Below are 26,161 nucleotides of genomic sequence, written 5' to 3'. Positions count from 1 at the left end.
TAGAATAGCAGACGGGGCTTGAACATAATATTTCACAGCTGTTTCAAACAACCATTTTCAACAAAGGAAGCAGGGCTATGATTTCTTTTGCCCTATTGGAATCTTTTTTTACACAATACGGTTATGCCGCAGTTTTTCTCGTACTGATTGCCTGCGGCTTTGGCGTGCCGATTCCTGAAGACGTCACTTTGGCGACCGGCGGGGTAATCTCCGGCTTAGGTTATGCCAATGTTCACGTAATGTTTCTAGTCGGAATGATTGGTGTATTGGCCGGAGACGGCATGATGTTTGCTGCCGGCCGCTTATATGGCGATAAGATCCTGAGATTTAAACCGATTGCACGGGTGATGACGCCGGAACGCTATGCCCAAGTGCAGGAAAAATTCGATAAATACGGCAATTGGGTGTTATTCATCGCCCGTTTCCTGCCGGGCTTGCGCACGCCGATGTTTATTACTGCCGGCATCAGCGGCAGAGTTTCTTATATGCGTTTCCTGATCATGGACGGTTTTGCCGCCCTGATTTCCGTACCGCTTTGGGTTTACCTCGGCGACTACGGTGCATCCAACCGTGAATGGTTAATGCATAAGATACACCAGTTCCAATACGGCTTACTGACTATAGTTGGCATCGGCATATTGATATTGTGTTATTTCCTATGGAAAAAAAAGCAGCGCACCCGCTTTTATCGCGCAAAGCTCAGCGAAATGCGGCAAAAGCGTAAAGAGGCTCGCATGGAAAAAAAGTCGGAAGAGCCCAACCGTAACTCATAAAAGCCATGCCGAACACCCAAATGCCTGTCTGAAATCTGCTTCCGAGCATAACGCTTTTCAGACAGGCTTATAGAAACAGCCGAGCCGTTATTCCAACCATCGACCCCAATCTGCTCGATTTATCATTTATAGATAAAGCCAATCAAGGAAATCGCATATGAACGACAAAATTCACGGCGACGGCGCCTTCCGTCGCAATGGCCTGATGGGCAGCATTATTGAAAACACCTATTCCGGCGCATTATCCTTTATACGCCGCACTTATACGCGCAATCTGGAAGGCGCCGACGTGGTCGTATCCGGCGTGCCGCTTGACTTGGCCACCACATTCCGACCGGGCGCACGCCTAGGCCCCGCCGCCATCCGTGCCGCCAGCGTGCAGCTGGCCGAATTGAATCTGTTTCCGTGGGGTTTCGACCCCTTCGATGATTTGGCCGTTATCGACTACGGCGATTGTTGGTTCGACGCGCACCAACCGTGGACCATCCGCGAAAGCATCGTTGACCACGCCCGACAAATTATCAACCATTCAAACGCCAAAATGCTAACCTTCGGCGGCGATCACTACATCACTTATCCCCTGCTACAAGCGCATGCCGAAAAATACGGCAAGCCTTTAAGTCTGTTGCATTTCGACGCCCATTGCGACACATGGCCGGATGATGCCGAAGATTCGCTCAATCACGGCACAATGTTTTACAAAGCCATTAAAAATGGTTTGATTGACCCTAAAACCTCGGTCCAAGCCGGAATACGCACATGGAACAGCGATTTTATGGGTATGAATATGTTATTCGCACCATGGATTAACGAGAACGGCATCGAAGCAACCGTACAACGCATCTACGAAATCATCGGTGGGCGCCCGGTTTATCTCACCTTCGACATCGACTGCCTTGATCCTGCATTTGCACCCGGAACCGGCACGCCCGTTCCCGGAGGGCTCAATTCGCATACTGCTTTAAGCATCATCCGCAAACTCGGTGACTTGAATATTGTAGGAATGGACGTAGTCGAAGTGGCTCCCGCCTACGATAACGCTGAAATTACCGCCATCGCCGCCGCACACGTCGCGGCGGACATGCTTTGCCTGATGCGCAATAAAAAAGTGGCCGGCAAATGGTAATGCCTGTCTGAAAACAAGGAAACGGATGAAAAAGCACATTTTTGTTCTGTACACTGGCGGCACCATAGGTATGAGCGCCGGAAGTAAAGGCCTAAGCCCAGACGCCACCTTGGCAACAAAAGCCTTGGCGCCGTTTACCAACCTCTGCGACTTCGATTGGCATATCTGCCGTCCGCTCATCGACTCTTCTGCCGTGACCCTGCAAAACTGGCAAGACTGGCTGATGCTGCTCCAAAATGCAATACCTCAATACGACGGCATTTTGGTACTGCACGGCACCGATACGCTCGCTTACACCGCCAACCTATTCGCGCTAGCGCTGCAAGGCCTCAAAAAACCCGTCATACTGACCGGTTCGCAATGGCCTTTTGACAGCAACGGCAGCGATGCCCCGCTAAACCTGGCAACCGCCATTGCCGCCCTGCAACTGCCGAACTTCAGAGAAGTTGCCATCGCCTTTAACGGCAAGTTGCTCTCACCGATAGGCAGCAGCAAAACCAGCACGGAAACTGCGGAAGGATTCAGTAATCCTCATTTTGGAACACTAGGCCGTTGGCATCCGAAACAAGGCTGGCAAGAACTATGCCTCTCTGAAAAAGAAAACGCACCATTCAACATACAGCCTCTTGATGTTGAGGCAAATGTCGCTTGTTATACATTGATTCCGGGCCAGATGGCTGATGTCATAGCAAAAAATCTGGCTAAAAGTCATGCCCAAGCCGTTATCCTGCAAACCTACGGTCACGGCAACGCCCCTAATAACGAAAGCCTAGTAACTGCCGCAGCTGATTACGTTTCTCAAGGTGGATTGCTATTGAACATCAGCCAAGTACCTCAAGGGAGAGCCGCACCGCTCTATGCTCAAGGCAACGCTTTACGCACAACCGGGCTTATAAGCGGAGGGAAATGCAATCTGGAAACCGCCGTTGCGCTGCTAACTTTAGCCATCAGCAAAAAAGCCAGCGCAGCTTGGATAGAACAAGAATTGCAGCATTTGAATTTAATTTGAAAACACAAAAAAAGCCTGTCTGAAAAATATTTTCAGACAGGCTTTTTTCTATAAAAATCAATATTTCGCATTCGTCAGCTTACCACTTTGATAAGTTTGCTGACGCATGATATTGCCATTATATGCGTAAACCGTCAGCGTGCCATCTTGCGGATGGGCATTAAAATCCATTAACTGATTACGTGACAACACCATCGGATCCGTTCGTTTCTTCGCATTATCTTCGTAGAAATCCTGCACGATATATTCGCTATTATTCCGCTTGCTGATAAGTTGACGATAAAACCCGCCTTTAACCGCAGACTCACTGGTATTCCCCTGCGCATCGAAATGGGTAACAATCTGTTCGTCAATGACATTGACACCGCCTGCATTCGGTTTCTTACCCGCCATACCCACAGGAATGTTTACCGAAGTACCCAAACCAACATGGCGGCCGATGCTGCTGCCGATACCAAGGTTAACCGACATGCCAGACGGATCTGCGCTGCATGCGGCCAAACAGGGCAGAACAAGAAGCGACGCATAAAGTAGTTTCATAAATAAACCCGAATAAATTAAGATACGTCAGTATAGCTATATTTCGATGGAACCGTGTATTAAAAAATGAGCAACTGATTCCTATTAGAAGGATAGCACAACAAACATCCTTTACGGCAGAAAACAAACAGAAACCGCCCATATCGATTGCAGGCTTCCTATTTAAAATTACAGGCAAAACCAGATTCTTCTCCAAACCTCATTTTGCCTGCAAAATTACTCAATATCCATATTTGATTTCTTTGATGGTACTGAACGCCCTAGCCTCACCATTTTGCGAAACCGGCCGCAGTTGCTGGTGTAACATCCATTCTACCGCCGCCTCATCAATCTTTTGAGAACCACTACTGCGAGCCACTTTAATATTTTCAGTATAACCATCCGGCTTGATGGTCAAACGAAGCGCCAATTTGCCTTTGATGGGTGTTTTCGCTTGGCTGGCCTTCTCATAAAACTGCACATCTTCAACTGCGGCCAACGCCATACCTGAAAAAGCCAGGCTTGTAATAAGTCCAAAAAAGATTTTTTTCATAAGATTAAGCTCTCTCTGTTGTTTTGAAGTATTCTAAGATTTATAAGTAACTAAGAGTCATTCTAAATTAAGAAAGTTCCAGTGGCGCATAATAAAACCCGGGCGGTCGATATTTCGAATGAATATCGACCGCCCGGGTTTATGTTTTTCTAAAAACTTATTTATTCATACCTAACGTAGAAGCACTTTGCAGAGTCTGGCTCAATACCTCAGCACCCGGCGTTCCGATTGGGTTGCTATGTGTCGCCAACGTTTGAGGATCGCTCATCAAAATAATTGCCAAAACAACAAATTGCAGAAACAATCCTATTGCTAACGGAATAACAGTATCCATATGTTTTTTCATGACATTTTCCTTAGTTCGTAATGTTGTAAGATGTAATTTTTTTGTATCAGCAAGCGCTTTCGCTGCTTTGCTTGCGTTGTTCTTGAGCGTATTTTGTCTGTTTCAAAGAAAAATATCAATAGCAGTTTTGTCAAAATTATTTTGAAAAACGAAAGAAAAAACCATGTTATCCATATAGGATAACCAAAACGCTTGCCGTTAATAGTCAGCAGATGACAATTTACGTCGTCCAAATAAAAACACATGCCATAATGATAAATTTATTCATTTAAAAACAATGTATTAATTTTTTATTTAAATGGTATTTTCATAATTAAAATGACATTTTTTGTGCATCTCACAATCAATATTTTATTTAAATAAATACCGATTATTTAGATAAATTGCCGTTTATAATGTTTCTTTTTTACCACTTCAACTAAATACAAGGAATAAAACACAAAAGAAATTGTTACGAAATTTACAAAATTCATCATGCACAAAAATATAGCATCTAAAGTTATGTAGCCAAATGTAACCATACTAATTAATACACTTACCTATGAAACAGCTGATTGCTGGCACTGATTAAGAGAAAAAGAAAGCCATAATCCTTGGTATAGGATATAGAACAAGACGAGAGCTTGTGTTATAAAGTCGTCCTGACAATAAAAGACATCGGTTTTGCACTTGCAGCCGGTCAAAAAGGAAGCTGTTTAGAGATGAAAACGCTGAAATTTACAAAGATGCACGGTTTAGGCAATGATTTTATGGTGATTGATGGCATCAACCAATCATTTAATCCAGCTGAAGCACCTTTAACTCAATGGGCTGACCGTCATACCGGCATCGGCTTTGATCAATTGTTATTAGTAGAAAAACCGCAAACCGATACCGCAGATTTCCGATATCGTATTTTTAACGCAGATGGCAACGAAGTGGAACAATGCGGCAATGGCGCCCGCTGTTTTGTGCGCTTTGTAATCGATAAAGGCCTGACCGATAAAAATGAAATTATCGTAGAAACGGCTCGCGGCATTATTCTGCCGAGGTTGGTAGAAAACGGCTTAGTAACAGTCAACATGGGCAAGCCACACTTCTCTCCGGCAGACATTCCATTTATTCCGCCGCATTCTGAAGACGAGCAGGCGCTGACCCATATTATTATGATTGGCTTGGAATCGGTACAAGTGAGCTGTGTCAATATGGGCAATCCTCATGCCATTATTTTGGTTGATGATATTTCAACCGCCCCTGTTGACACTTGGGGAGAAGCAATTGAAGCACACGAACGCTTTCCCAGCCGTGTCAACGTAGGATTTATGCAGGTGGTAGACCCTGAGCATATTAATTTACGCGTATTCGAACGTGGTGTCGGTGAAACTCAAGCTTGCGGAACCGGCGCCTGTGCAGCAGTCGTAGCAGGCATTCGTTTAGGATTATTATCAAGCGGGAGCCTGATTGATGTCAAACTACCTGGGGGAAACTTATTAGTAACTTGGCAGGCAGAAGCGGATGTTCTTATGACGGGGCCCGCGAAAACGGTTTTCGAAGGTAAAGTGCAGTATTGATTCGAACTGCGGGGAAAAAAATGCCGGAAAATTTCGGTTGGTGGTGCCTAATAGTTTATATCGGCATCTTCTTGATAACGGCCTATAAAGAAGGTATGTTTCAATGGCTGTGGGCAAGTGTATTATTATGGCTGGGAACTGGCATGTTAATGGGGAAATTGCTACCCGGCATGGCCGGAATTACCCATCTTTCAGCATTTTATGCTCCTCAATTTTATATTACGATAGCAAGTCTTTTTTTCTTCGTACACAAATGGCACAAATCACCAGATAAAAAACTATGGGTAGCGGATGCCGGCACGTTTATCAGCCTATTTGCCGTCAGCGGTGCCTTGATGCAAATTGCTTTCATGTGTCTGCTGGGCTTGGCTTGGATAAACTATCCCCACGGCCTGTCTAGTTACATCCTACCGGCGCTATTGCAAATGTATGCGTTAGAACCAATTTTCTGGATAGGAATGCAAATATTGATGATTTTGCTGTTTTATTTGCATCGTGTATCAGTAGAAAAACAGCAAGGCAATATATTCAGCTCAGGTCAGCTGCAAAGTGGTTTCTTACTGGCCTTACTATATCAAGTCGTCTGGATAGCTGCTTCAATTTTACGTATCCGCTATTAAATACAAAAAGCATTGATTGAGTTAAAAGCTTAATAACTTTTAGTTGTAAGCATGTTCGAATAAAGTATTTGTTTTTCAGACAGGCATTATTTTAGTATAACCTGTTCGTTAATTTAAGGAGTATTAGGAAATGAATATCGCAAGCAGCATTACTGATTTAATCGGCAACACCCCTTTAATCGAATTAAACCGTTTGGGTAAAGACTTGCCCGGACGAGTCGTCGCCAAATTAGAGTTTTTTAACCCGGGCAGTAGCGTTAAAGATCGTATTGCGGCTGCTATGATTGATGCGGCGGAAAAAGCGGGCAAAATTAATGCAAACACCATCATCGTAGAACCGACCAGTGGTAACACAGGTATCGGCCTGGCTATGGTATGCGCAGCACGCGGCTACAAATTGGTTATCACTATGCCTGAAAGCATGAGTAAAGAACGCCGCATGCTTCTTCGTGCATTTGGAGCTGAATTGGTATTAACACCTGCGGCGGAAGGCATGGGCGGTGCGATTTCCAAAGCGCAAGAATTGGTAGACAGTAATCCCGGCGTATATTTCATGCCGCAACAATTCGAAAATACAGCCAATCCCGAAGTTCACCGTAAAACAACCGCGGAAGAAATTTGGCGAGATACCGACGGTCAGGTTGACATTTTTGTTGCAGGGGTCGGTACCGGCGGTACAGTAACCGGTGTGGGTGAAGTATTGAAAGAGAGAAAAAAATCGGTTGAAGTTTATGCTGTTGAGCCAGAAGCCTCTCCTGTATTGAGTGGCGGTCAAAAAGGCCCTCACCCGATTCAAGGTATTGGAGCGGGTTTTGTACCCAAAATTTTGAATACCGGTATTTATGACGGTGTTATCCAAGTTCCTAACGATGCAGCCTTCTCTGTAGCTCGGGCCGCAGCTGAAAAAGAAGGCATTTTAGTTGGCATCTCCTCTGGAGCAGCAATTTGGAGTGCCTTACAACTTGCCGCAAAACCGGAAAACAAAGATAAATTGATCGTGGTGCTCATTCCCTCTTACGGCGAGCGTTACCTTTCAACTCCGCTATTTGCAGATTTAGCATAATAACGTTTTTCGGATGACTGATAGCTTTACTTAGGTATTTGCCTATTATCAGCAGATAGTTCTTTTGGAAATTCAGTAAATATAAATAAAGGTCTTATCAATGATAAGACCTTTATTCTAACTAGCTGCCGTTTAGAAATACAACAGACATCAAATAGTAAAATCTTTATTAAGCCTAATATATAAAATAACGAAATAATGTAGTTTACATCACATTCAGCGCATGCTCTGCTTGTTCATCTGCATGATAACTTGACCTTACCATAGCACCGATAGCGGCATTGGTAAAGCCCATTTCATAAGCCTCACGTTCAAACGCTTTAAATTGCTGTGGCGTAACATAACGTAAAACCGGTAAATGACCATCGCTCGGCTGGAGATATTGGCCAACCGTAATCATTTCGATATTATGCGCCCGCATATCACTCATGATTTCTCGCACTTCTTCATCAGTTTCCCCCAAGCCAACCATAATGCCTGATTTGGTAGGAATATGAGGCATCATTTCTTTATAACGACGCAGCAACTCGAGAGAATGTTTATAGTCCGAACCGGGGCGAGCCTGTCTGTACAAGCGCGGGTGGGTTTCCAGATTATGGTTCATGACATCAGGCGGCGTTTGCGAAAGGATATCCAAGGCAATATCCAGACGACCGCGGAAGTCCGGCACAAGAATTTCGATTTTAGTGTGGGGACTAGTTTCGCGAATAGCGCTGATGCAATCTGCAAAATGTTGCGCACCGCCGTCACGCAAATCGTCGCGGTCTACCGAAGTAATCACAACATAACGCAGCCGCATGGCGGCAACGGATTCCGCTAAATTTTTAGGCTCCTCTACATCCAGCGGATTGGGTCGGCCGTGGCCTACATCGCAGAAAGGACATCGACGCGTGCAAATATCACCCATAATCATGAATGTTGCCGTACCTTTGCTAAAACACTCGCCGATATTCGGGCAGCTAGCCTCTTCGCATACGGTATGCATTTTTTGGTCGCGCAGAATATTTTTAATCTCAAAGAATTTCTTACCGCTAGGTAATTTGGCGCGTATCCAATCCGGCTTCTTCAATTTTTCTTCGAGCGGCACAATTTTAATCGGAATGCGGGCTGTCTTCGCCGCACCTTTGTGCTTCACACCCTGGCTATTATCCAATATTTTGCTTTCGCTCATTTTGAGGTTTCTTTCATATTCAAATTTAATTTATCGACCAAATGTGCCGTTAGCTTGTCGGCAACCTCCGCCAACGAAGGCGACGGATTTACATAATCTGCGATTTGCGTCATTTCTAGGCCTGCGTAACCACATGGGTTGATATAGCTAAACGGCGTTAAATCCATATCAACGTTCAGAGCCAATCCGTGATATACCGAACCGTTTTTGATTCTCAGACCTAAAGATGCGATTTTTTTATGACCAACATAAACACCCGGGCGTTTCGGATCATTTGTAGAAACGATGCCGTATTCGGCAAGGGTTTCAATAATACTTTCCTCCAGCGCCGTTACAATCGTGCGTACGCTGCTTTTACGTCGTTTGAAATCGATCATTGTGTAGACAACCAGCTGCCCCGGACCATGATAAGTTATCTGCCCTCCTCGATCGATTTGCACAACCGGTATGGCATCGTGCACCAAAAGATGCTCGGTTTTTCCGGCCAACCCTTGCGTAAAAACCGGCGGATGCTCGACAATCCACAATTCGTCTTCCGTATCGTCAGCGCGGTTGCGGTTAAACGCTTTCATCGCTTCAAAAGTCGGCTCGTATTCCACCAACCCCAAATGCACGATTTTCATTTATAAAACCACTTTAACCATAGGATGCGATGTGAGCGTACGGTAGATATTGTCGAGCTGCTCCTGATTTTCTACGTATACGGAAAGCGTGAGTCCAGTATAATTGCCGCTCGAACTTTCTCTTTGCTGCATATGTGCTTCGTTTGTATCCGGCGCATGCGTCTGCACTGCTTTTAATATTTCCGCAGGAAATTCGGCGTGTTTCGCACCCATAATTTTCAGGGGAAAACGACAGGGAAATTCAATAAGCGTTTTTTGTTCTTCAGCCACAGCTGTATTCCTTATAAATTTTTCAGACAGGCATCAATATGAAGACAGATTGTTAATATTCAATCAGTTTAAATTATGTCGGCAAGCGTAATTTAAGCTATACTGAATGCCTGTCTGAAATAAAACACCATATATATTCTAACGCAAAAGCCACTTCCAATCCATGCACCGTCTTTGTTGCGAAAACAAGTCTTCAGAATCCCTTGAAAAAACATTTTCCGACCCAATTTGACATTCATCAAAATACCCGTAAGATTTTTATAGAAAGCAGAAAATCAGATGGCAACCAAACAGTTTGAAGAATACGGCACCCTGCCGTTGTTACCCTTGCGCGATGTGGTGGTTTATCCTCACATGGTGCTGCCTTTATTTGTAGGCAGGCAAAAATCCATTGCCGCGCTTGAAGCCGCAATGGAAAAAGACTCTCCTGTTTTCCTGCTCGCCCAACGCAACCCAAATGATGAGGAACCCTCTGCCGACAGCCTTTATGAAATCGGCACGGTCGCAACGGTTTTACAAGTATTAAAATTGCCCGACGGCACGGTTAAGGTTTTGGTTGAGGGAATGCATCGCGCCCGCACCGTTTCTGTGAATGGAGACGGCGATTATTTTTCCGCCCAAATCACCAACATCGCCGAACCGGAACACACACCGTCAGACGCCGAAGCTTTGCGTCGCGCCATTTTGTCTCAATTTGATCAGTTTGCGAAATCCAATAAAAAAATCCCAACCGAAATCATCAATACCATTCACGGCATCGAAGACAATGGTCGGTTAGTCGACACCATCGCGGCTCATCTGCAATTGAAACTTGAGCTCAGACAAACCATTCTGGAGAAAATCGACGTTCTTGCCCGAATGGAGTTTCTGCTGGGGCAATTGGAAGCCGAACTTGATATTCTCCAAGTTGAAAAACGCATCCGCGGCCGTGTAAAACGGCAAATGGAAAAATCGCAACGTGAATATTATTTGAACGAGCAGGTCAAAGCAATTCAGAAAGAATTGGGAGAAGACGACGAACGCGGCGAACTCGAAGCATTAGAAAACAAAATCAGAACGGCCGGCATGAGTAAAGAAGCTGAAGAAAAAAGCCTGTCTGAATTTAAAAAACTAAAAATGATGCCGCCTATGTCTGCGGAATCAACCGTCGTGCGCAATTATATCGACACACTGCTTGAATTGCCTTGGAAAAAGAAAACCCGAGTTATCAAAGACATTGCGAAAGCCGATTTGGTTTTAAACGAAGACCATTACGGCTTGGAAAAAGTTAAAGAGCGTATTCTTGAATATCTGGCAGTGCAAAAACGCACGGATAAACTCAAAGGCCCGATTTTATGTCTAGTAGGCCCGCCCGGAGTTGGCAAAACTTCGCTTGGCGAATCCATCGCCAAAGCCACCGGCCGCAAATATGTGCGTATGGCGTTAGGTGGCGTGCGTGACGAAAGTGAAATCCGCGGCCATCGCCGTACTTACATCGGTTCAATGCCGGGAAAAATCATTCAAAGCATGATAAAAGCCGGTGTTAAAAACCCATTGTTCCTGCTCGATGAAATCGACAAACTGGGTAACGATTTCCGCGGAGATCCAGCCAGTGCGCTGTTAGAGGTATTGGATCCCGAGCAAAACAACAGCTTTGCCGATCATTTTGTTGAGGTGGATTTTGATCTGAGCGATGTGATGTTCATCGCTACGTCCAATAGTTTCAATATTCCGCCCGCTCTGCTCGATCGCATGGAAATTATCCGTCTTTCCGGGTATACAGAAGATGAGAAAATCAATATTGCCATGCAATATCTAATACCTAAGCAAATCAAGCGCAACGGCGTCAAAGCCGGTGAGGTGGAAATTAAAGACAGCGCCGTTCGCAACATTGTCCGTTACTATACTCGTGAAGCGGGGGTTCGCTCATTAGACAGGGAAATCGCGAAAATTTGCCGTAAAGTTGTCATGAACGTGCAGCTTGCAGAAGATACCCAAAAAGGCAAAACCCGTAAACGCAAGCCAAAAGCCATCGTGGTAGACGACAAAAACCTACACGACTATCTGGGTGTGCGTCGCTTCGATTACGGTGTTGCAGAAAATGAAAACCGAATCGGGCAAGTAACCGGCCTGGCTTGGACGGAAGTGGGCGGAGAGCTGCTGACCATTGAAGCGGCGGTTATGAAAGGCAAAGGCAATATCATACGCACCGGTAAACTGGGCGATGTGATGCAGGAGTCTATCTCCGCAGCGTGGACCGTAGTGCGCTCACGTGCCGACGTTTTGGGCATAGCGCCCGATTTCTACGAGAAAAACGATGTTCACGTACACGTTCCAGAAGGAGCAACGCCCAAAGACGGCCCCAGCGCCGGTATTGCCATGACTTTGGCAATGGTTTCCGCTTTTACCGGCATTCCCGTGCGTGCCGATGTTGCCATGACAGGTGAAATCACTCTGCGGGGCGAAGTGTTACCGATCGGAGGGTTGAAAGAAAAGCTGCTGGCTGCCTTGCGCGGTGGCATCCGCCATGTGATGATTCCGCACGGCAACGTCAAAGACTTGGAGGAAATTCCACAAAACGTTAAAGACGGTTTGGAAATCCACCCGGTAAAATGGATAGACGAAGTGTTCGCGCTCGGCTTGGAGCGTCAGCCTGGAGGCTTTATTGCAGAAGCCGCCGCGCCCATTAAAGCACCCGCCATGCCCAAAACGCCACGCCGCACCAAGTCAAGCACTAAAGCAACGCAACATTAAAAAATGTGATATGTGTTGTAAAGGTCGGATGGGAAGGGTTAAATACGTACAAACCCCTTACCATTCGTACCTTTTCGCTTGACACCTGCTTTTTATACTTGCTATAAAGGCGAAAATGTAAGAAAAGCTTATCTTTCATTACTCAAGAGCCATATTCTCAAGTGGATGCCCGCTTTATAAGCGGTTTCATAAATTTCCAACGATAGAAAGGGACTTAATCGTGAACAAGTCTGAATTAATCGAAGCAATTGCTCAAGAAGCTGACATTTCTAAAGCCGCCGCAACCAAAGCGCTGGATGGTATGATGAATGCCGTTACCAATGCGCTAAAAAAAGGCGATACTGTAACTTTAGTGGGTTTTGGTACTTTCTACGTTGGCGAACGTGCCGAACGTCAAGGCCGCAATCCTAAAACCGGTCAGCCACTGACAATTGCCGCAGCCAAAACGCCAAAATTCCGTGCAGGCAAAGCGCTGAAAGACGCACTGTAAAGAGCCCTATAAAAAGAAAAGCCAGATAGATTTATTACTATCTGGCTTTTTTATATCTCGAACTAAAAACGACGGCTACCAAAGCCTGTCTGAAACAAGACGAGAGGATTCGCTGAAACTTTGAAAAATACCGTGGCTGACCAGATTTTGCGTTTTCATTATTTCGACTTTACTCTACATGACTTAAATCGTCATTCCAAACCGTCAAACCTGTATTACACCGGATATCAATTGATAAGCCGCCACCGAGCGGTAATGCAACAGTGCAGTTACCGTTATTCAGCTGCCTTACCAACGAGCAAATACCTTCCAGACCACCATCGGTTTTTGTTTGAAATGTATTCGCGTTATTTTGGCCAACCATATCTTTGTTAACCTCCAAAACAGGCAAATCGTGCTGGCTTTGCTCATTGCATAACAACAACCAGCAACTGCCTCCTTCCAAACCGGGCGGTTCTGCTTCATTACACCAGCCGACAAGCGCACTGCCGCCGTTCTGCCCAACATGGTTGGCCGCTACCAACAGCGGCTTGCTCCATGCTTCGGTTTCTTTTCCAATCGTTTGAAAAACAGTCGGGCCAGCCAAACCCAAAGCCGCTGCAACGTGGAAAGCGGGGGCATTATGAAGGTTGGAGAGAAAATCTAAAGGCTTAGCCAACTGTTGCTCGAATACATTATCCATCATTGCATTAAACAATGTGGGCGAACTAAACTTACTGCCGACATAAACAGGTGTTTTCTCATCCGGCTGGTATCTTGCCAAAAGTAAGCTGCCTGCCAACGATAACATCGTCAACCTGCTAAGACGGCGCGCGTCAATATGATAATGCGTTTTCAGATAACGCTTTAAATCACGATCCGTACGCCCGCCAACATTGAAACATGAAGCAGCCTTAAGATAAATCTGATGTTTCATGCTTGCCACTTCCATAAGAAGGAAACATTATTGCCGCCGAATCCGAAAAAATTAAAAAGGTAATTACCGTCTTTTAACAAATATTCCGTGTCCGGCAAGGCACCTGCAGTTAAACGGCCTGTTTGCAGCGCCTGATAAAACAAAGCGGTTTCTAACGCCGTACTGGCGCCCAAAGTATGCCCGATCATCGGCTTGAATGCTGCCAAAGGCATCGAGCGGCCGAACACTTCAAGTAAAGCCTCGGCTTCTGCGGAATCGCTGCTCTTACTACCGACCGCATGGGCTTTAACCAAAACGATATCCTCCGGCGCCGCTGCTCCCTGCCGTAATGCCTGCCGCATCACACTACTCAAACCGGCAGCGGCGGTTTCCACCGGATTATGGATTGACGTTGCCGCTGCCGACGAAATCAGACGCAACCGATGACGCTCCGGCATTTGATTTGATAAGGCTAAACAAGCAATTCCTTCGCCCAGCACAAACCCGTCGCCTTCAAAAGGCCGGCAGGTTTCGGCCAACAAGCCCAAGCTGTGAAAATGCATTAAAGTCAGTAAATTAAAACTTTCCACTCCCAACACCAAGGCACGATCCGTCAGCCCGCCTTCAATCATGGCATGCGCCTGCATCAGTGCATGGCCGGATGATGTGCAGGAAGTGGCAAAACAGTAAACTTGATGGTTGCCGCAATACTGCAACAGATCATCGGCAAACTGGTTGAGACTGTGTTCGCCCATATCCGATTGATTTGCCAAGTAAGCCAACTCATAGTCAGAAAGCAAATAGCCTGTAGAGCCGATAAATATCGGTGTGCTCTCCAATGCCTGCATACCCCATCCTGCTGCTTCAGCGGCAAGGGAGAGATGTTGCTTCAAAAGTAAAAACAAGGCCTGACGGCTTAAACGTTGCTCATCAAATGATCGAAAATAAGCCGCTTCTTGCGGCTGGTTCAAAAAATCGAAAGCAATCTTGGCTGGCGGTTTAAACTTGGCCAAGGTAGCATAGACACCCTGCCCCGCTCCTTGCGCACACTGCAGGCTGTGCCCGACTAAATAGCTCATCCGGCATGCTCCTTGCGCACAAAAGCCGCTAAATCGCGTACGCACATCATATGCTTGCGCACCATTCTGTCTCCCTGCAATCGAACTTGGAAATGCTGCTGTAGTGCTACAGACACTTGCAAAGCATCCAGCGAATCCAGACCAATCGGGCTTTCGTCGCCAAATAAAACCGTATCGTCGCCAAAGTTAGCCATATCGATTTCATCCGCTTTGTCAGCTTCGGCAAGAATCAGTTTTTTTAATTCGGTTTCCAGCGAATCCGGAGCCAATGTAAAGGTGTAAGCCATTCGTTTTCCTTGTTTTCAGACAGGCATAGCCAATTGCAGGCTAATCGCCCATCCCCGCCAACAATTCCGCCTGATGTTCGGCAATCAAAGCACCCGTTAACTCATCCAGATCGCCATCCATGATAAAGTCGAGCTTATGCAGGGTCAGGTTTATCCTGTGGTCGGATACCCGGCCTTGAGGATAATTGTAGGTGCGGATGCGCTCGCTTCGGTCGCCGCTGCCGATAAGGGTTTTGCGCTCTGCCGCCTCTTTTGCCTGAGCTTCGCGCTTTTGCATATCGTTTAAACGCGCAGCCAGCACTTTCATGGCTTGGGCTTTGTTGGCATGTTGCGAGCGCCCGTCTTGGCACTCAACCACCATACCGGTCGGCAAATGCGTGATACGTACGGCGGAATCCGTTTTATTAATATGCTGCCCACCCGCACCGGATGCGCGAAAAGTATCGATGCGCAAATCGGCGGGATTTAATTCGATTTCTTCTAATTCGTCCGCTTCGGGCATAACGGCCACCGTACAAGCCGAAGTATGAATCCGCCCCTGGCTTTCGGTGGCAGGAACGCGTTGCACGCGGTGCCCGCCGCTCTCGAATTTCAGCTTGCTATATGCGCCCAAGCCGATAATACGGGCAATCACTTCTTTGTAGCCGCCCAAATCGCTTTCATTGGCCGATACGATTTCCACCTGCCAGCGGTTACGCTCGGCATAGCGGGTGTACATGCGCAATAAATCTCCGGCAAACAAAGCCGCTTCATCGCCTCCCGTACCGGCGCGAACTTCGATGAAAATATTTTTATCGTCATCGGCATCTTTGGGCAAAAGCAGTTTTTGCAGCGCCAAATCCAGCGTTTCGATTTTAGCTTTGGCGCCTTCGATTTCTTCTTCGGCAAAGTCTTTCATCTCCGGATCAGCCAGCATTTCTTGCGCATCGGCCAAATCGCTCTGCGCCTGCCGATATTGCTGGAAAACTTCCACAACCGGCGTAATTTCCGCATGTTCTTTATTTAACTTGCGGTAATTATCCATATCTGCGGTAGATTCCGGCGCACCCAAAAGCTGGGTAACTTCTTCCAACCGGTCTGCCAGTTGCTGCAATTTTTCTAAAATAGACGGTTTCATGCGACCTTTACCATACGAAAAAAGACGATTCCACCGAATCATCTTGTATCAAATCAATTTGCCCGAATTTATTGTTTTTTCAGACAGGCTTCATCAAGCCTGTCTGAAAAACGTGATTGTAAATTATAACACATGCCAAACGTTTGATTAATAAAACACCGCCGGCAAAACTACGCTGTTTTGCAAGAAGGCAAGGCGGCCGGGTAAACCGAAACCTTGGTTTGTGTTAATGCAAATAAGGTTTCGAGCTGCGTTTGAGCCTGCGCCTGAGCATATTTCAAAATATCGGCGCGACAAGCGCTATCGAGAATCTGGGTTTTGGCCTTATTCTGCACCTCTTGAAAAACGGATTTATCCACCGGAGTCAGCCCCAGCGAGCCGGTTTTAATGTCATAAACATCCAAATTATCCAGATTAACGCTGAGAATTTCCACTTGCGGCATGCTAATAATCACCGTGTCGTCAACCACTTGTACGTTTTCCGGCTTCAGCTTATCCAAATCCACGCCGGCCAATACGCGACCCTTGGCCATAAACAAACCCGTTTGCGCGTCTTGCCACAGCAAATACCATTTGCCTTGTTTTTCCGTTTTGATAATGGTGTCAATATAAAAAGCCGTGCTTTCCAAACGGTTCAGCCGTTGGATTTGAGTGATAATGCTTTCGCGGCTAACCGGATGGTGCACTGTTTTTGCAGCTGTCGATAAGGCCTGATACTGCGTATAGAAATACATGGCTGCCGCACCTGCCACAACCAATAACGGCAACAATAGAAAAGACAAAAACTTTTTCATAAACCTTTTACCCGAAATAATGAATAATGCTAAACCTTTATTTCCAATCTAACCCAAATGACGCTACAAACTGGTTCAAAAGCATGCCGTTCACAATTAGAAGCCTATTTTCTGTTGGCTGCACCTCGATTAATATCTGGTTGTAACCAAACATCCGTCTATTACAAATGCCTGTCTGAAAACATTTTTCAGACAGGCATTAATACAGATACAGTAATGCCGCTACATTCTGCCTAATTCACGTTGCAATGCCTGAATATTTTGTTGGCGGTCAAGCACATGGCTTTGCAATCCGCTGATTTGCTGTTGATTGATTACGCCGTCTTTTATCGCTCTGGCCCGAATCAAATCAGCCTGAGCCTGCGCCAAGGCTTTACGCTCGTTATTTAATTCCTGCTCCAAAATAGAGCGTCGGCCGGTACCTTCGGCAGGTTTGGTAGCAACGACACTAGGCACACTTGCCGACGGCTGAGGCATTTTATAAGCGGCCTGCTGTTCTGCAGAAGGCCGCCGCATCGGTAGCGAGCGGGAAACCGTACGTTTGGCTGCCTGACTCGGTGCTCGCTCAACAAAAGACGACATATCCGACACCTCTGCCGCCCTCGGCCTGAGTGAAGTATATTTGCCGATGGAAGGCAAATCGGCCTGTCCGCTACTACGGCACTCGGCACTCGGCTTGTCGGTATAAACACCGTTGCACTCGTAAATCGTACCGGCCTGAACGTAAGCCATACTGCCCAACAGCCCTGAGGCCACGCATGATATTTTTAAAAACGTCTTCATTTTCCCAAGTTACCATATAATTATTCGGCAAATGCAGCATCAATTTCCTGATTGAGCTGCTCCAGCTCATCCTGCCACATCAACCAATTTTCTTCCAATTGGGATAATTTTACTTTGACCGCTGCCAAATCGTTAAGCGTTTGCTGGAGTTTTACTTTATTTTCCGCTAAGTAGGCCTCTTCTTGTGCCAAAAATGCTTCAAACTCAGTCTGTTGCCTGCTTAATTCTGCTATTTCTTTTTCTGCGCTGTTAATTTTCTGTTGTATCGGCTTACTACGGCGTGCCTTCTCCTGCCTCATCTGTGCCTCAAGGCGTTTGGTTTCTTTACGGTTTTGTGCCTGAACGGAGCCTGCCGGGGTAGAAGCCGCATTTTCCTGAGCGAGACGCCATAACCGATAATCGTTCAAATCGCCGTCAAACGGCTGCAGCCGGCCTTTGTCGATTAATAAAAAACTATCGGTAGTGGCTTCCAGCAGGCTTCTGTCGTGCGACACCACAATCAGCGCCCCCTGAAAGCTCTGCAACGCAACGGTCAGCGCATGGCGCATATCCAAATCCAGATGGTTGGTCGGTTCATCAAGCAGCAGTAAATTCGGCTTCTGCCACACGATCATTGCCAAAGCCAAGCGTGCTTTCTCGCCACCGGAAAATGGCTCGATTTTTTGCAGCGCCATATCGCCGACAAACGCAAAGCCGCCTAAAAAATTGCGGATTTCCTGTTCACGCACATCCGGCGAGAGCTGCTGGATATGCCAGACCGGGCTTTGGTCGCCGCGCAAAGTATCAAGCTGATGTTGGGCAAAATAACCGATGTTCAGCTTCTCCGATTTGATAATCTGCCCGGCCAACAAATCCAACTCGCCTGCCAAGGCTTTGATAAATGTGGATTTACCGCTGCCGTTGACACCCAACAAACCATAACGCGCGCCGCTTTCCAGCGACAGGCTCAAATCGTGCAAAACAATGGTCGAGCCATAACCCAAATCGGCCTTTTCCAATTTCAACAGCGGGTTGGGCAGATGATCCGGGCTGGCGAATTCAAAGCTGAATTCACTGTCAAGATGCGCGGGCGCGATGCGCTCCAGTTTAGCCAGCGCTTTCATCCGACTCTGCGCTTGCACGGCTTTGGTCGCTTTAGCTTTAAAACGGTCAATAAAGGATTGCAAATGTTTGATATGCGTTTGCTGCTTTGCATACGCCGCTTGTTGTTGCGCCAACCGTTGCGCACGTTCGTTTTGATAAAAATCGTAATTGCCGCCGTATTGGGTCAGTTTTTGGTTGGCCAATTCAACCGTGTGGGTCGTGGCGGCGTTCAGAAAATCACGATCATGGGAAATGATGATTTGCGTACACGGCAGCCCGGCAAGGTGGTTTTCCAGCCATAATACGGTTTCCAAATCCAGATGGTTGGTGGGTTCGTCAAGCAGCAACAAATCGGCCCGACACATCAGGGCTTGTGCCAAATTCAGGCGCATCCGCCAGCCACCGGAAAACGATTTCACACTTTTCCCGTGCTCTTCTTGGGAAAAACCAAGGCCGCTTAATAGCTTGGCGGCACGGGCAGGTGCGGCATAAGCTTGGATTTCTTCCAGCTTGGCATGATACCCGGCGATTTTCATACCGTCGTTTTCCGCCTCGGCCTGAGCAAGGCCTGTCTGAAAATCTTGCAGCTCTCTATCGCCCTGTAATACATAATCCAACGCGGAAACATCCAACGCAGGCGTTTCCTGCGCTACCGCAGCCAGTTTCCAATGTTTAGGAATCAGAATATCTCCGCCATCCGGCGTAATCTCGCCTTTGATTAAAGCAAACAGGCTGGATTTACCAGTGCCGTTTTTACCGATTAAGCCGACCCGCTGATTAGGGTTGACGGTTAGGCTGGCCTGATTCAGCAACACTTTCAGGCCGCGCTGGAGGGTAAGGTTTTTAAGTTCGATCATGATGCAACGAAGCGGAATTAAAAAGACATTATTTTAGAATTAAACCCTAATATGGGTTTACATGAGCTTGAATGAGATAAATGCCTGTCTGAAAAAAAGATTTCAGACAGGCATCTGATTTTATTCTCCGATAATAACAACCGCATTACTGCCGCCAAAGGCGAACGACGAGCTGGCGCCGATACGGCGTTGTTTCTGCCAATGGCTTTCAAGGTCGGTCAAGCCGATGGCGGGTAAGGCGGGATCAGGGCAGCCGTCCCATATTTGTGGCGGCAGCTTGCCGCTCGGGTTGCAACGGCGGCTGACCATGCCCCACAAAAACGCCGCTTCTATTGCGCCAGCAGCGCCTAAAGTATGACCGGTGCTCGGTTTGGTTGAAGTACACGGCGTATCATTGCCGAAAACCTGAGCAACAGCAATACTTTCCATACTGTCGTTATGCAGCGTGCCGGTACCATGCAAATTAATCCAACCTACGCTTTTCGCCTCAATTTGCGCACGCGCCAATGCAGTTTGAAACGCCTGCACCGCACCCAAACCATCCGGACGCGGAGACGACATATGATGGGCATCACTGCTGGCACCATAGCCCAACAACGGCAAGCTCTCGCAAAAATCAGCCTCACGCGTCATCACAAACACTGCCGCCGCCTCGCCTATGTTGATACCGCTCCGATTAACGGAAAACGGGCTAGCCAAACCGTTAGATAAAACTTCCAACGAAGCAAAACCATTGATGGTTAAAGGAGAAAGCGTATCCACGCCACCGCAAATAACCGCATCGCATAAACCCGCATGCAGCAAACGCGCCGCACTCATCAGCGCACGTGCTCCAGAAGTGCAGGCCGTTGAAACCACATAATTGACATTCTGCAAACCGTAAACTTCGGCAACAAACTCGGCCGGCGCATCCATCAATTGCTGCGCTTGCTTAAACGACACATCCTGCCAAGGCGCACCCTCCGCCACTTTGCGGAACATGCCGATATTCTCGTCTACTCCGCTGGTGGAAGTGCCAATCACCACCGCCACCCGCTCTGCACCAAAACGAGCTTTCGCTTCTTCAATCTGCCCCTCAATTTGCGCCAAAGCATGCCAAAGCAATTGATTGTTGCGGCTGCGGAACGAAGCGGCCAAAGTTTCCGGAAAAGGCCGCAATACCTGCTCGACAGCGCCGCAGGCATAGCTTTTACCTTTGACCCACTGGTCTGAAAAGGCCAATGGCGAAGTGGGCGACGGATTAAGCAACGCATCGATATGCGCCTGCAAACCATCACCCAGCGCACTGGTCAGCCCGGGGGCGGAGAGATAAACGGAAGCATTCATGATTTATTCCTGAATCGGCAGCACAGACCACTGCGTTTGATCGGGGAAACGGATCAGCCAGCCTTTATCTGCCTTCTCAGCACACCACAAAGCTTCCCCACGTTGAAAATAACATTCACCGCCACTTTCGGATTTTCGTTCCAACTCGGGATAAACTTTGCTCGAATCAACGGCAAGCAACGGCAGCATGGCGCTGAACAGACGACGGGCTGCCGCATTAGGCATCACAAAGCCGTCATTGCGCCAACCCTTTTTACCAACAACCTGCCGAGAAAGCGGCGCACCCAGCGCATCGGTTTGAACGAAACGCATTTCGCCTGCGCTTTGCTCCACCGCCAACAAACTGCTTTGCACAACATGCCCTTCCGCATCGCGCTGCTCAAGCTGGAACCAACCGCCATCAGCTTGAAGCTGCGGTACCACCTGCGGTTTAGGCAGGCCCGCCGCGCAAGCTGCAAGCATCAAAGCTGCCGTCAGGCTGACCATATATTTTCTTATCTTCAACTAATATCCTTTTCAGACAGGCATGACATTCGAAGAATAACGCATATTAAGCCGGCTGCATATTACCGACCATTCCAGCCAATGCAGCCAAGCGCTTGGCATGTTTTTCCACAAACGGATTGGTCTCATCCCAAGCATAACCGGCCAATATCGAAGAAATCATGCGGCTGATTTCAGGGCTGCGGTTAGGCGCATAAATGGCATTCTGGAAGCGGGTATCATACCAGCCGTTCACATAGGTGCGAAAAGTGTCCACGCCCTGCATCAGCGGTTCGGCAAATTCTGTCTGCCAATCTGCCGGAGAGCCGCTCAATTGTTTGGCCAACAGATCGGCTGCCAACTTAGCCGAGTGCATCGCAATGGTTACACCCGACGAGAATACAGGGTCGAGGAACTCGGAAGCATTGCCCAACAAAGCAAAATGCTTGCCGTATAAAGATTTAACGTTGGCTGAATAGCCTTGAATGCTGCGGAACGGAAATTCGTTTTCCCATTGTGCATCCGCCAATATCTCAGACAGCAGCGGGCATTCGGATGCAAATTTTTTCAATACGGTTTCCGCATCGCCTGCCAGTTTGTCAACTGTGCCCACCACGCCGATGGAGCAATGATTGTCGCCAAACGGAATCGTCCACAACCACACGTCGCGATACTGCGGATGGGTTGTAATCAGGATTTTATTGCGGTCGAATTTTGGGCTGCTAATGTTGTCTTGAATATGAGTAAAGTGCGCGATGCGCGGCGGCAAATCGGAAGGGATTTCCAAATCCAGCAAACGCGGCAACACACGACCGTAACCGCTGGCATCCAAAACAAACTTAGCCGTCATCTGATAGGTTTCGCCCGCCTCGGTTTCGATTTTCAGACAGGCCTCGTCATTCCGCTCTTCAAATGCCGTTACACTGTGCCCGAATCGGACTTCAACACCCTGCTTTGCCGCTTCATCTATCAGAATCTTATCAAACAAAGCGCGGCGCACTTGAAACGTGGTACCCGGGCCATCAGAAAATTTTTCAGTAAAATCAAAATAAGTGTAGCGGTTGCCCCAAGAAAACGCGGCGCCGTTTTTAAACTGAAACGACGGCTCGGCCTTCACGGCCTCCAGAAAGCCCGCCTCTTCAATCATTTCCATGCAATGCGGCAACAAACTCTCCCCGATAACAAAACGGGGAAAATGCTGCTTTTCCAACACGCAGACCTTAAAACCTTTTTTATTGAGCAAAGCCGAAGCTACCGAGCCGGACGGGCCCGCGCCGATAATCACCACGTCAAATTGAGCATTCATTTTGGAAAAGTTCCTTAAAAACTTCTGAGATTGAAATTTTGCTATTTTATAATAAAAATCAACTGAAAAAACCAAACCCCTTGAGATTTTCTCAAGGGGTTTGATGGTGTCTGGCACGCCCACGGGGAATCGAACCCCGGTTACCGCCGTGAAAGGGCGATGTCCTAACCGCTAGACGATGGGCGCGGATATATTGTTTTTGGCGCACCCGGAGCGATTCGAACGCCCGACCCTCTGGTTCGTAGCCAGATACTCTATCCAACTGAGCTACGGGTGCAATATCGGCTGAAGTTTTTCAACCCAACCAACGAAGAAGCGAGATAATATAGAAATTCTGCCAACCTGTCCAGCAGGCAAACCCGATTATTCTCAAATAAAAAATAAGGAAATGAATTTTAAACAGATTATTTTCAGACAGGCCTCACAAAGCCTGTCTGAAAAATCAAAGCATACCGATACCGGACAATTCTCTTGCCATTTTTGCGGCGGTATTGTCGGTCATGCCGCCGACGAAATCCAGAATTTTCATGTAAGCAGTATACAGAGTGTCTTCTCTATTTAAAGGTTCGTCTGATAAAAGCTCCAGCGCCAGCGAATGACGGAAACTGAGCTCCCCACCGTTTATCCATTGATAAGCAGCCGGAACCAATAAATCGAGCACGGAGCCTAAACAAGGGAAAGACGCGATGGACGTCATCAGCTTGGATTCGTGACGGAATACTCGGGTGCGCGCCAAATCTTTGGCTTTCTGCAAAGTGTTTTGCACGGCCGGGCTGCATAAGGCCAGCAGGTCTTTACCTTTGAATTGCCCGTTGAGCAAATCGGCCTGATGCATCATGAAGGTTTGCGCCACATCGTCTACTGCGCGCCCAATGGCAATACCGCGCAACATGGCGCAACGCTGGCGGCTGGATTGGGCGTGCCACGTATTTTCGGCAAAGGTCAGCTCCGACAGAATGCTTTCTAATTCGATGTCGCCGAGCAAGCCTATTTCAACCGCATCTTCCAAATCGAGCAAGGCATAGCAAATGTCGTCGGCTGCTTCCATCAAATAAGACAACGGATGGCGCGCCCAGCAATCTTTGCCTTGCTCGGGCAACCCCAATTCTTGCGCTACCCGACGGATAAACGGCAACTCGGTCTGATAAATATTGAATTTCTTGCCGCCGCGCGGGTCGAGTGTTGTCCACGGATATTTGATCAGCGCGCCGATGGCAGCTGAAGTAAGCCGCATACCACCTTTGCCGCGGTACATTTCCAGATTGGCTACCAAACGCAGGCTGTGAGCATTGCCTTCGTAGGTTTGAATGTCGGTGCGCTCCGCTGCGCCCAAACCTTGCAGATATGGCTCGTGAACCGGTGCGCGAAACCAGTCGCGCAACGCTTCTTCTCCGACATGACCGAAAGGCGGGTTTCCCAAATCATGCGCCAAACAGGCGACTTGCACGATGGCACCGACATCGCTGGGCGTGTTCTCCTGCGGCAGAAATCCGCCCGCCGCCAGCATCACGCCGACTCTGTTGCCCAAGCTGCGCCCCACGCTGGCCACTTCCACGCTGTGAGTCAGGCGGTTATGCGTATGGTCGTGCTCGGCAAAGGGATGCACTTGGGTTTTTCGGCCTAAGCGACGAAATGCGCTGGAAAAAACCACCCTGTCGTAATCGATATGAAAGTCTGTACGTAGTGCGTTCATACCTTCTTGGGTAGACAAAGTGCTGGTCGGTTCGATAACGCCATCTCTCGGGCGGAAGCGCTGCGGGCTTAAAAGCTGCTGCCAATTCATTTGAGCCATGTTAAGGATTCCTTTTGCTGCGATGCCTGTCTGAAAAAAGGGGGCTGTTTTAAATATTCAGCCGCTTGCTTTCAGACAGGCATTAATGAGTGTCGGTTAATCATAAAACATAAGAGTAAAGGCCGCCCGAATGTTTTCAGACAGCCTTTTTTTAATTTATTTACCGCGCATCAGTTCGAAAAAATCGTTGTTGTTTTTAGAGGCTTTCAACTTGCCGGTTAGGAATTCAGCGGCTTCGAGCTCATCCATCGGATGCAGGAATTTACGCAGCAACCACATACGCTGAAGCTGATCGTTGGGCACCAGCAACTCTTCACGGCGGGTGCCGGATTTGTTGATATTGATGGCGGGGAACAAGCGCTTCTCGGCCATGCGGCGGTCAAGATGCAATTCCATATTGCCGGTACCTTTGAATTCTTCGTAAATCACGTCATCCATCCGACTGCCGGTTTCCACCAATGCGGTGGCGATGATGGTTAACGAACCGCCTTCTTCCACATTGCGTGCCGCACCGAAAAAGCGCTTGGGCCGATGTAATGCGTTTGCGTCCACACCACCGGTCAGCACTTTGCCGGAAGTCGGCACCACCGTATTATAGGCACGGGCCAAGCGGGTAATCGAATCAAGCAAAATAACCACGTCTTTCTTATGCTCGACCATGCGCTTGGCTTTCTCGATAACCATTTCCGCCACTTGAACATGTCGGCTGGCCGGCTCGTCAAACGTGGAAGAAACCACTTCTCCCCGCACCGAGCGCGTCATTTCGGTGACTTCTTCCGGCCGCTCGTCAATCAGCAATACAATCAGCTCGGCCTCCGGATAATTGGCGGTAATGGCATGCGCGATATTTTGCAGCATCACGGTTTTACCGGTTTTCGGCGGCGCCACCAACAGCGCGCGCTGGCCAAACCCGATCGGAGCAACCAAATCAATGGCGCGGCTGGTCAGGTTCTCTTCGGCTTTGATATCGCGTTCGAGTTTGAACTGTTTAGTCGGAAACAGCGGCGTCAGGTTCTCAAACAAAATCTTATGTTTACACACTTCCGGCTTGTCGCCGTTGATGGTATCCAGCCGCACCAGCGCAAAATAACGCTCGTTGTCTTTCGGCACGCGCACGGTGCCTTCGATAGTATCGCCGGTGTGCAGATTGAAACGGCGGATTTGGCTGGGAGAAACATAAATATCATCCGGCCCGGCCAGATAGGAAGTATCGGAGCTGCGCAAGAAACCGAAGCCGTCGGGCAGAATTTCAAGTGTGCCCGAGCAGGAAAAATCTTCGCCCTGCTTCATCAGTTGGCGCACAATGGCAAAAACAAGGTCTTGCTTTCTGAGACGGTTGGCATTTTCAATGCCTAATTGTTCGGCTTGCTCTAACAGTTTGGAAATATGTTGGGTTTGTAATTCGGAAACGTGCATGATATTTGGTTCTGGTTTGCAATAGAAAGATGACGTTAAGATTCAACGCACTCGGAAACGGCATAATTCAATGATGTTTTGGCACATCAAAAACATT

Annotated in this window: 26 protein-coding genes and 2 tRNA genes; 8 read left to right on the top strand and 20 right to left on the bottom strand. The window is 47.7% G+C overall.

Annotated features, from left to right (window positions below; translation table 11 throughout):
- Positions 1–77: 77 nt before the first annotated feature.
- From Q4A84_RS08080 to Q4A84_RS08070, 3 genes are all read left to right on the top strand, one after another.
- The gene (locus Q4A84_RS08080) at positions 78–773 is read left to right on the top strand and encodes a DedA family protein (protein WP_303088421.1); all 696 of its coding nucleotides are present in this window, start codon (positions 78–80) and stop codon (positions 771–773) included.
- 157 nt (positions 774–930) lie between these two features.
- Positions 931–1,899, top strand: coding sequence for an agmatinase (speB, locus tag Q4A84_RS08075; protein WP_303088420.1), 969 nt, complete (start codon positions 931–933; stop codon positions 1,897–1,899).
- Between the two features lie 25 nt (positions 1,900–1,924).
- Complete coding sequence (locus Q4A84_RS08070; protein ID WP_303088419.1) at positions 1,925–2,908, top strand: asparaginase; 984 nt, start codon at positions 1,925–1,927, stop codon at positions 2,906–2,908.
- Positions 2,909–2,965: 57 nt separating this feature from the next.
- On the opposite strand, the gene Q4A84_RS08065 is transcribed toward Q4A84_RS08070, so the two are convergent.
- The 3 genes from Q4A84_RS08065 to Q4A84_RS08055 all read right to left on the bottom strand — a co-directional run bounded on the left by Q4A84_RS08065 (position 2,966) and on the right by Q4A84_RS08055 (position 4,326).
- On the bottom strand, positions 2,966–3,448 hold the full coding sequence (locus tag Q4A84_RS08065; RefSeq protein WP_303088418.1) for a NemA protein: 483 nt from the start codon (positions 3,446–3,448) through the stop codon (positions 2,966–2,968).
- A 220-nt stretch (positions 3,449–3,668) separates the two neighbouring features.
- Entirely contained in the window at positions 3,669–3,980 is a 312-nt protein-coding gene (locus Q4A84_RS08060; RefSeq protein ID WP_303088417.1) for a TonB family protein, read from the bottom strand.
- A gap of 157 nt (positions 3,981–4,137) precedes the next feature.
- Positions 4,138–4,326 (bottom strand): hypothetical protein, encoded by a 189-nt coding sequence (locus Q4A84_RS08055; protein WP_303088416.1) that lies wholly within the window; start codon positions 4,324–4,326, stop codon positions 4,138–4,140.
- A gap of 701 nt (positions 4,327–5,027) precedes the next feature.
- Between Q4A84_RS08055 and dapF the strand changes: the two genes are divergently transcribed.
- The 3 genes from dapF to cysK all read left to right on the top strand — a co-directional run bounded on the left by dapF (position 5,028) and on the right by cysK (position 7,559).
- Positions 5,028–5,876, top strand: coding sequence for a diaminopimelate epimerase (dapF, locus tag Q4A84_RS08050; RefSeq protein ID WP_303088415.1), 849 nt, complete (start codon positions 5,028–5,030; stop codon positions 5,874–5,876).
- Between the two features lie 20 nt (positions 5,877–5,896).
- A complete protein-coding gene (locus Q4A84_RS08045) occupies positions 5,897–6,496 on the top strand; it encodes a hypothetical protein (RefSeq protein WP_303088414.1) in 600 nt (199 codons plus the stop codon).
- Positions 6,497–6,626: 130 nt separating this feature from the next.
- Complete coding sequence (gene cysK / locus Q4A84_RS08040; protein ID WP_303088413.1) at positions 6,627–7,559, top strand: cysteine synthase A; 933 nt, start codon at positions 6,627–6,629, stop codon at positions 7,557–7,559.
- Between the two features lie 205 nt (positions 7,560–7,764).
- Here the strand turns inward: cysK and lipA are convergent, their stop codons facing one another.
- The 3 genes from lipA to Q4A84_RS08025 are packed head-to-tail and all read right to left on the bottom strand — an operon-like array spanning position 7,765 to position 9,623.
- Complete coding sequence (gene lipA / locus Q4A84_RS08035) at positions 7,765–8,730, bottom strand: lipoyl synthase (protein WP_303088412.1); 966 nt, start codon at positions 8,728–8,730, stop codon at positions 7,765–7,767.
- Complete coding sequence (lipB, locus tag Q4A84_RS08030; protein ID WP_303088411.1) at positions 8,727–9,353, bottom strand: lipoyl(octanoyl) transferase LipB; 627 nt, start codon at positions 9,351–9,353, stop codon at positions 8,727–8,729. Before lipB ends, lipA begins: the two co-directional genes overlap by 4 nt.
- Positions 9,354–9,623, bottom strand: a complete 270-nt coding sequence (locus tag Q4A84_RS08025; RefSeq protein ID WP_303088410.1) for a YbeD family protein — start codon at positions 9,621–9,623, stop codon at positions 9,354–9,356.
- 279 nt (positions 9,624–9,902) lie between these two features.
- Between Q4A84_RS08025 and lon the strand changes: the two genes are divergently transcribed.
- Together lon and Q4A84_RS08015 are read left to right on the top strand one after the other, a co-directional pair.
- Positions 9,903–12,356, top strand: coding sequence for an endopeptidase La (lon, locus tag Q4A84_RS08020; RefSeq protein ID WP_303088409.1), 2,454 nt, complete (start codon positions 9,903–9,905; stop codon positions 12,354–12,356).
- A gap of 220 nt (positions 12,357–12,576) precedes the next feature.
- A complete protein-coding gene (locus Q4A84_RS08015) occupies positions 12,577–12,846 on the top strand; it encodes an HU family DNA-binding protein (RefSeq protein ID WP_303088408.1) in 270 nt (89 codons plus the stop codon).
- 169 nt (positions 12,847–13,015) lie between these two features.
- Here Q4A84_RS08015 and Q4A84_RS08010 read toward each other — a convergent pair whose 3' ends face one another.
- The 14 genes from Q4A84_RS08010 to rho all read right to left on the bottom strand — a co-directional run bounded on the left by Q4A84_RS08010 (position 13,016) and on the right by rho (position 26,064).
- Positions 13,016–13,762, bottom strand: coding sequence for a hypothetical protein (locus Q4A84_RS08010; RefSeq protein WP_303088407.1), 747 nt, complete (start codon positions 13,760–13,762; stop codon positions 13,016–13,018).
- Entirely contained in the window at positions 13,759–14,820 is a 1,062-nt protein-coding gene (locus Q4A84_RS08005) for a beta-ketoacyl synthase N-terminal-like domain-containing protein (RefSeq protein ID WP_303088406.1), read from the bottom strand. Before Q4A84_RS08005 ends, Q4A84_RS08010 begins: the two co-directional genes overlap by 4 nt.
- Complete coding sequence (locus Q4A84_RS08000) at positions 14,817–15,107, bottom strand: acyl carrier protein (RefSeq protein ID WP_303088405.1); 291 nt, start codon at positions 15,105–15,107, stop codon at positions 14,817–14,819. Before Q4A84_RS08000 ends, Q4A84_RS08005 begins: the two co-directional genes overlap by 4 nt.
- A 40-nt stretch (positions 15,108–15,147) precedes the next feature.
- On the bottom strand, positions 15,148–16,224 hold the full coding sequence (prfA, locus tag Q4A84_RS07995) for a peptide chain release factor 1 (protein ID WP_303088404.1): 1,077 nt from the start codon (positions 16,222–16,224) through the stop codon (positions 15,148–15,150).
- Between the two features lie 170 nt (positions 16,225–16,394).
- Entirely contained in the window at positions 16,395–16,958 is a 564-nt protein-coding gene (locus tag Q4A84_RS07990; RefSeq protein WP_303088434.1) for a DUF4230 domain-containing protein, read from the bottom strand.
- A gap of 282 nt (positions 16,959–17,240) precedes the next feature.
- Entirely contained in the window at positions 17,241–17,750 is a 510-nt protein-coding gene (locus tag Q4A84_RS07985; protein WP_303088403.1) for a hypothetical protein, read from the bottom strand.
- Positions 17,751–17,821: 71 nt separating this feature from the next.
- Entirely contained in the window at positions 17,822–19,741 is a 1,920-nt protein-coding gene (locus Q4A84_RS07980) for an ATP-binding cassette domain-containing protein (protein WP_303088402.1), read from the bottom strand.
- Positions 19,742–19,861: 120 nt separating this feature from the next.
- The gene (locus Q4A84_RS07975) at positions 19,862–21,067 is read right to left on the bottom strand and encodes a beta-ketoacyl-ACP synthase (RefSeq protein WP_303088401.1); all 1,206 of its coding nucleotides are present in this window, start codon (positions 21,065–21,067) and stop codon (positions 19,862–19,864) included.
- Between the two features lie 3 nt (positions 21,068–21,070).
- Positions 21,071–21,529 carry a hypothetical protein gene (locus tag Q4A84_RS07970; RefSeq protein ID WP_303088400.1) on the bottom strand — a complete coding sequence of 153 codons (459 nt, stop codon included), beginning with the start codon at positions 21,527–21,529 and terminating at the stop codon, positions 21,071–21,073.
- 88 nt (positions 21,530–21,617) lie between these two features.
- A complete protein-coding gene (locus Q4A84_RS07965) occupies positions 21,618–22,856 on the bottom strand; it encodes an NAD(P)/FAD-dependent oxidoreductase (RefSeq protein ID WP_303088399.1) in 1,239 nt (412 codons plus the stop codon).
- Between the two features lie 111 nt (positions 22,857–22,967).
- Positions 22,968–23,042: transfer RNA gene (locus Q4A84_RS07960), tRNA-Glu, on the bottom strand.
- 14 nt (positions 23,043–23,056) lie between these two features.
- Positions 23,057–23,133 (bottom strand) — tRNA-Arg (locus Q4A84_RS07955).
- Between the two features lie 165 nt (positions 23,134–23,298).
- The gene (locus Q4A84_RS07950; RefSeq protein ID WP_303088433.1) at positions 23,299–24,639 is read right to left on the bottom strand and encodes a deoxyguanosinetriphosphate triphosphohydrolase; all 1,341 of its coding nucleotides are present in this window, start codon (positions 24,637–24,639) and stop codon (positions 23,299–23,301) included.
- Between the two features lie 165 nt (positions 24,640–24,804).
- Positions 24,805–26,064, bottom strand: a complete 1,260-nt coding sequence (gene rho / locus Q4A84_RS07945) for a transcription termination factor Rho (protein ID WP_303088398.1) — start codon at positions 26,062–26,064, stop codon at positions 24,805–24,807.
- Between the last annotated feature and the right edge of the window lie 97 nt (positions 26,065–26,161).

Source organism: Neisseria sp., assembly GCF_030527965.1.
GTDB lineage: Bacteria > Pseudomonadota > Gammaproteobacteria > Burkholderiales > Neisseriaceae > Neisseria.
The sequence above is the reverse complement of the archived record's forward strand: the minus strand, read 5'-3'. Positions and strand labels throughout refer to the sequence as shown.

What these genes read in the sequence shown, in the direction of transcription:
- Q4A84_RS08080 (WP_303088421.1), top strand. Translation starts at nt 78, where the DNA reads ATGATTTCTTTTGCCCTATTGGAATCTTTTTTTACACAATACGGTTAT.
- speB (WP_303088420.1), top strand. Translation starts at nt 931, where the DNA reads ATGAACGACAAAATTCACGGCGACGGCGCCTTCCGTCGCAATGGCCTG.
- Q4A84_RS08070 (WP_303088419.1), top strand. Translation starts at nt 1,925, where the DNA reads ATGAAAAAGCACATTTTTGTTCTGTACACTGGCGGCACCATAGGTATG.
- Q4A84_RS08065 (WP_303088418.1), bottom strand. Translation starts at nt 3,448, where the DNA reads ATGAAACTACTTTATGCGTCGCTTCTTGTTCTGCCCTGTTTGGCCGCA.
- Q4A84_RS08060 (WP_303088417.1), bottom strand. Translation starts at nt 3,980, where the DNA reads ATGAAAAAAATCTTTTTTGGACTTATTACAAGCCTGGCTTTTTCAGGT.
- Q4A84_RS08055 (WP_303088416.1), bottom strand. Translation starts at nt 4,326, where the DNA reads ATGAAAAAACATATGGATACTGTTATTCCGTTAGCAATAGGATTGTTT.
- dapF (WP_303088415.1), top strand. Translation starts at nt 5,028, where the DNA reads ATGAAAACGCTGAAATTTACAAAGATGCACGGTTTAGGCAATGATTTT.
- Q4A84_RS08045 (WP_303088414.1), top strand. Translation starts at nt 5,897, where the DNA reads ATGCCGGAAAATTTCGGTTGGTGGTGCCTAATAGTTTATATCGGCATC.
- cysK (WP_303088413.1), top strand. Translation starts at nt 6,627, where the DNA reads ATGAATATCGCAAGCAGCATTACTGATTTAATCGGCAACACCCCTTTA.
- lipA (WP_303088412.1), bottom strand. Translation starts at nt 8,730, where the DNA reads ATGAGCGAAAGCAAAATATTGGATAATAGCCAGGGTGTGAAGCACAAA.
- lipB (WP_303088411.1), bottom strand. Translation starts at nt 9,353, where the DNA reads ATGAAAATCGTGCATTTGGGGTTGGTGGAATACGAGCCGACTTTTGAA.
- lon (WP_303088409.1), top strand. Translation starts at nt 9,903, where the DNA reads ATGGCAACCAAACAGTTTGAAGAATACGGCACCCTGCCGTTGTTACCC.
- Q4A84_RS08010 (WP_303088407.1), bottom strand. Translation starts at nt 13,762, where the DNA reads ATGAAACATCAGATTTATCTTAAGGCTGCTTCATGTTTCAATGTTGGC.
- Q4A84_RS08005 (WP_303088406.1), bottom strand. Translation starts at nt 14,820, where the DNA reads ATGAGCTATTTAGTCGGGCACAGCCTGCAGTGTGCGCAAGGAGCGGGG.
- Q4A84_RS08000 (WP_303088405.1), bottom strand. Translation starts at nt 15,107, where the DNA reads ATGGCTTACACCTTTACATTGGCTCCGGATTCGCTGGAAACCGAATTA.
- prfA (WP_303088404.1), bottom strand. Translation starts at nt 16,224, where the DNA reads ATGAAACCGTCTATTTTAGAAAAATTGCAGCAACTGGCAGACCGGTTG.
- Q4A84_RS07990 (WP_303088434.1), bottom strand. Translation starts at nt 16,958, where the DNA reads ATGTATTTCTATACGCAGTATCAGGCCTTATCGACAGCTGCAAAAACA.
- Q4A84_RS07985 (WP_303088403.1), bottom strand. Translation starts at nt 17,750, where the DNA reads ATGGCTTACGTTCAGGCCGGTACGATTTACGAGTGCAACGGTGTTTAT.
- Q4A84_RS07980 (WP_303088402.1), bottom strand. Translation starts at nt 19,741, where the DNA reads ATGATCGAACTTAAAAACCTTACCCTCCAGCGCGGCCTGAAAGTGTTG.
- Q4A84_RS07975 (WP_303088401.1), bottom strand. Translation starts at nt 21,067, where the DNA reads ATGAATGCTTCCGTTTATCTCTCCGCCCCCGGGCTGACCAGTGCGCTG.
- Q4A84_RS07970 (WP_303088400.1), bottom strand. Translation starts at nt 21,529, where the DNA reads ATGCTTGCAGCTTGCGCGGCGGGCCTGCCTAAACCGCAGGTGGTACCG.
- Q4A84_RS07965 (WP_303088399.1), bottom strand. Translation starts at nt 22,856, where the DNA reads ATGAATGCTCAATTTGACGTGGTGATTATCGGCGCGGGCCCGTCCGGC.
- Q4A84_RS07950 (WP_303088433.1), bottom strand. Translation starts at nt 24,639, where the DNA reads ATGAATTGGCAGCAGCTTTTAAGCCCGCAGCGCTTCCGCCCGAGAGAT.
- rho (WP_303088398.1), bottom strand. Translation starts at nt 26,064, where the DNA reads ATGCACGTTTCCGAATTACAAACCCAACATATTTCCAAACTGTTAGAG.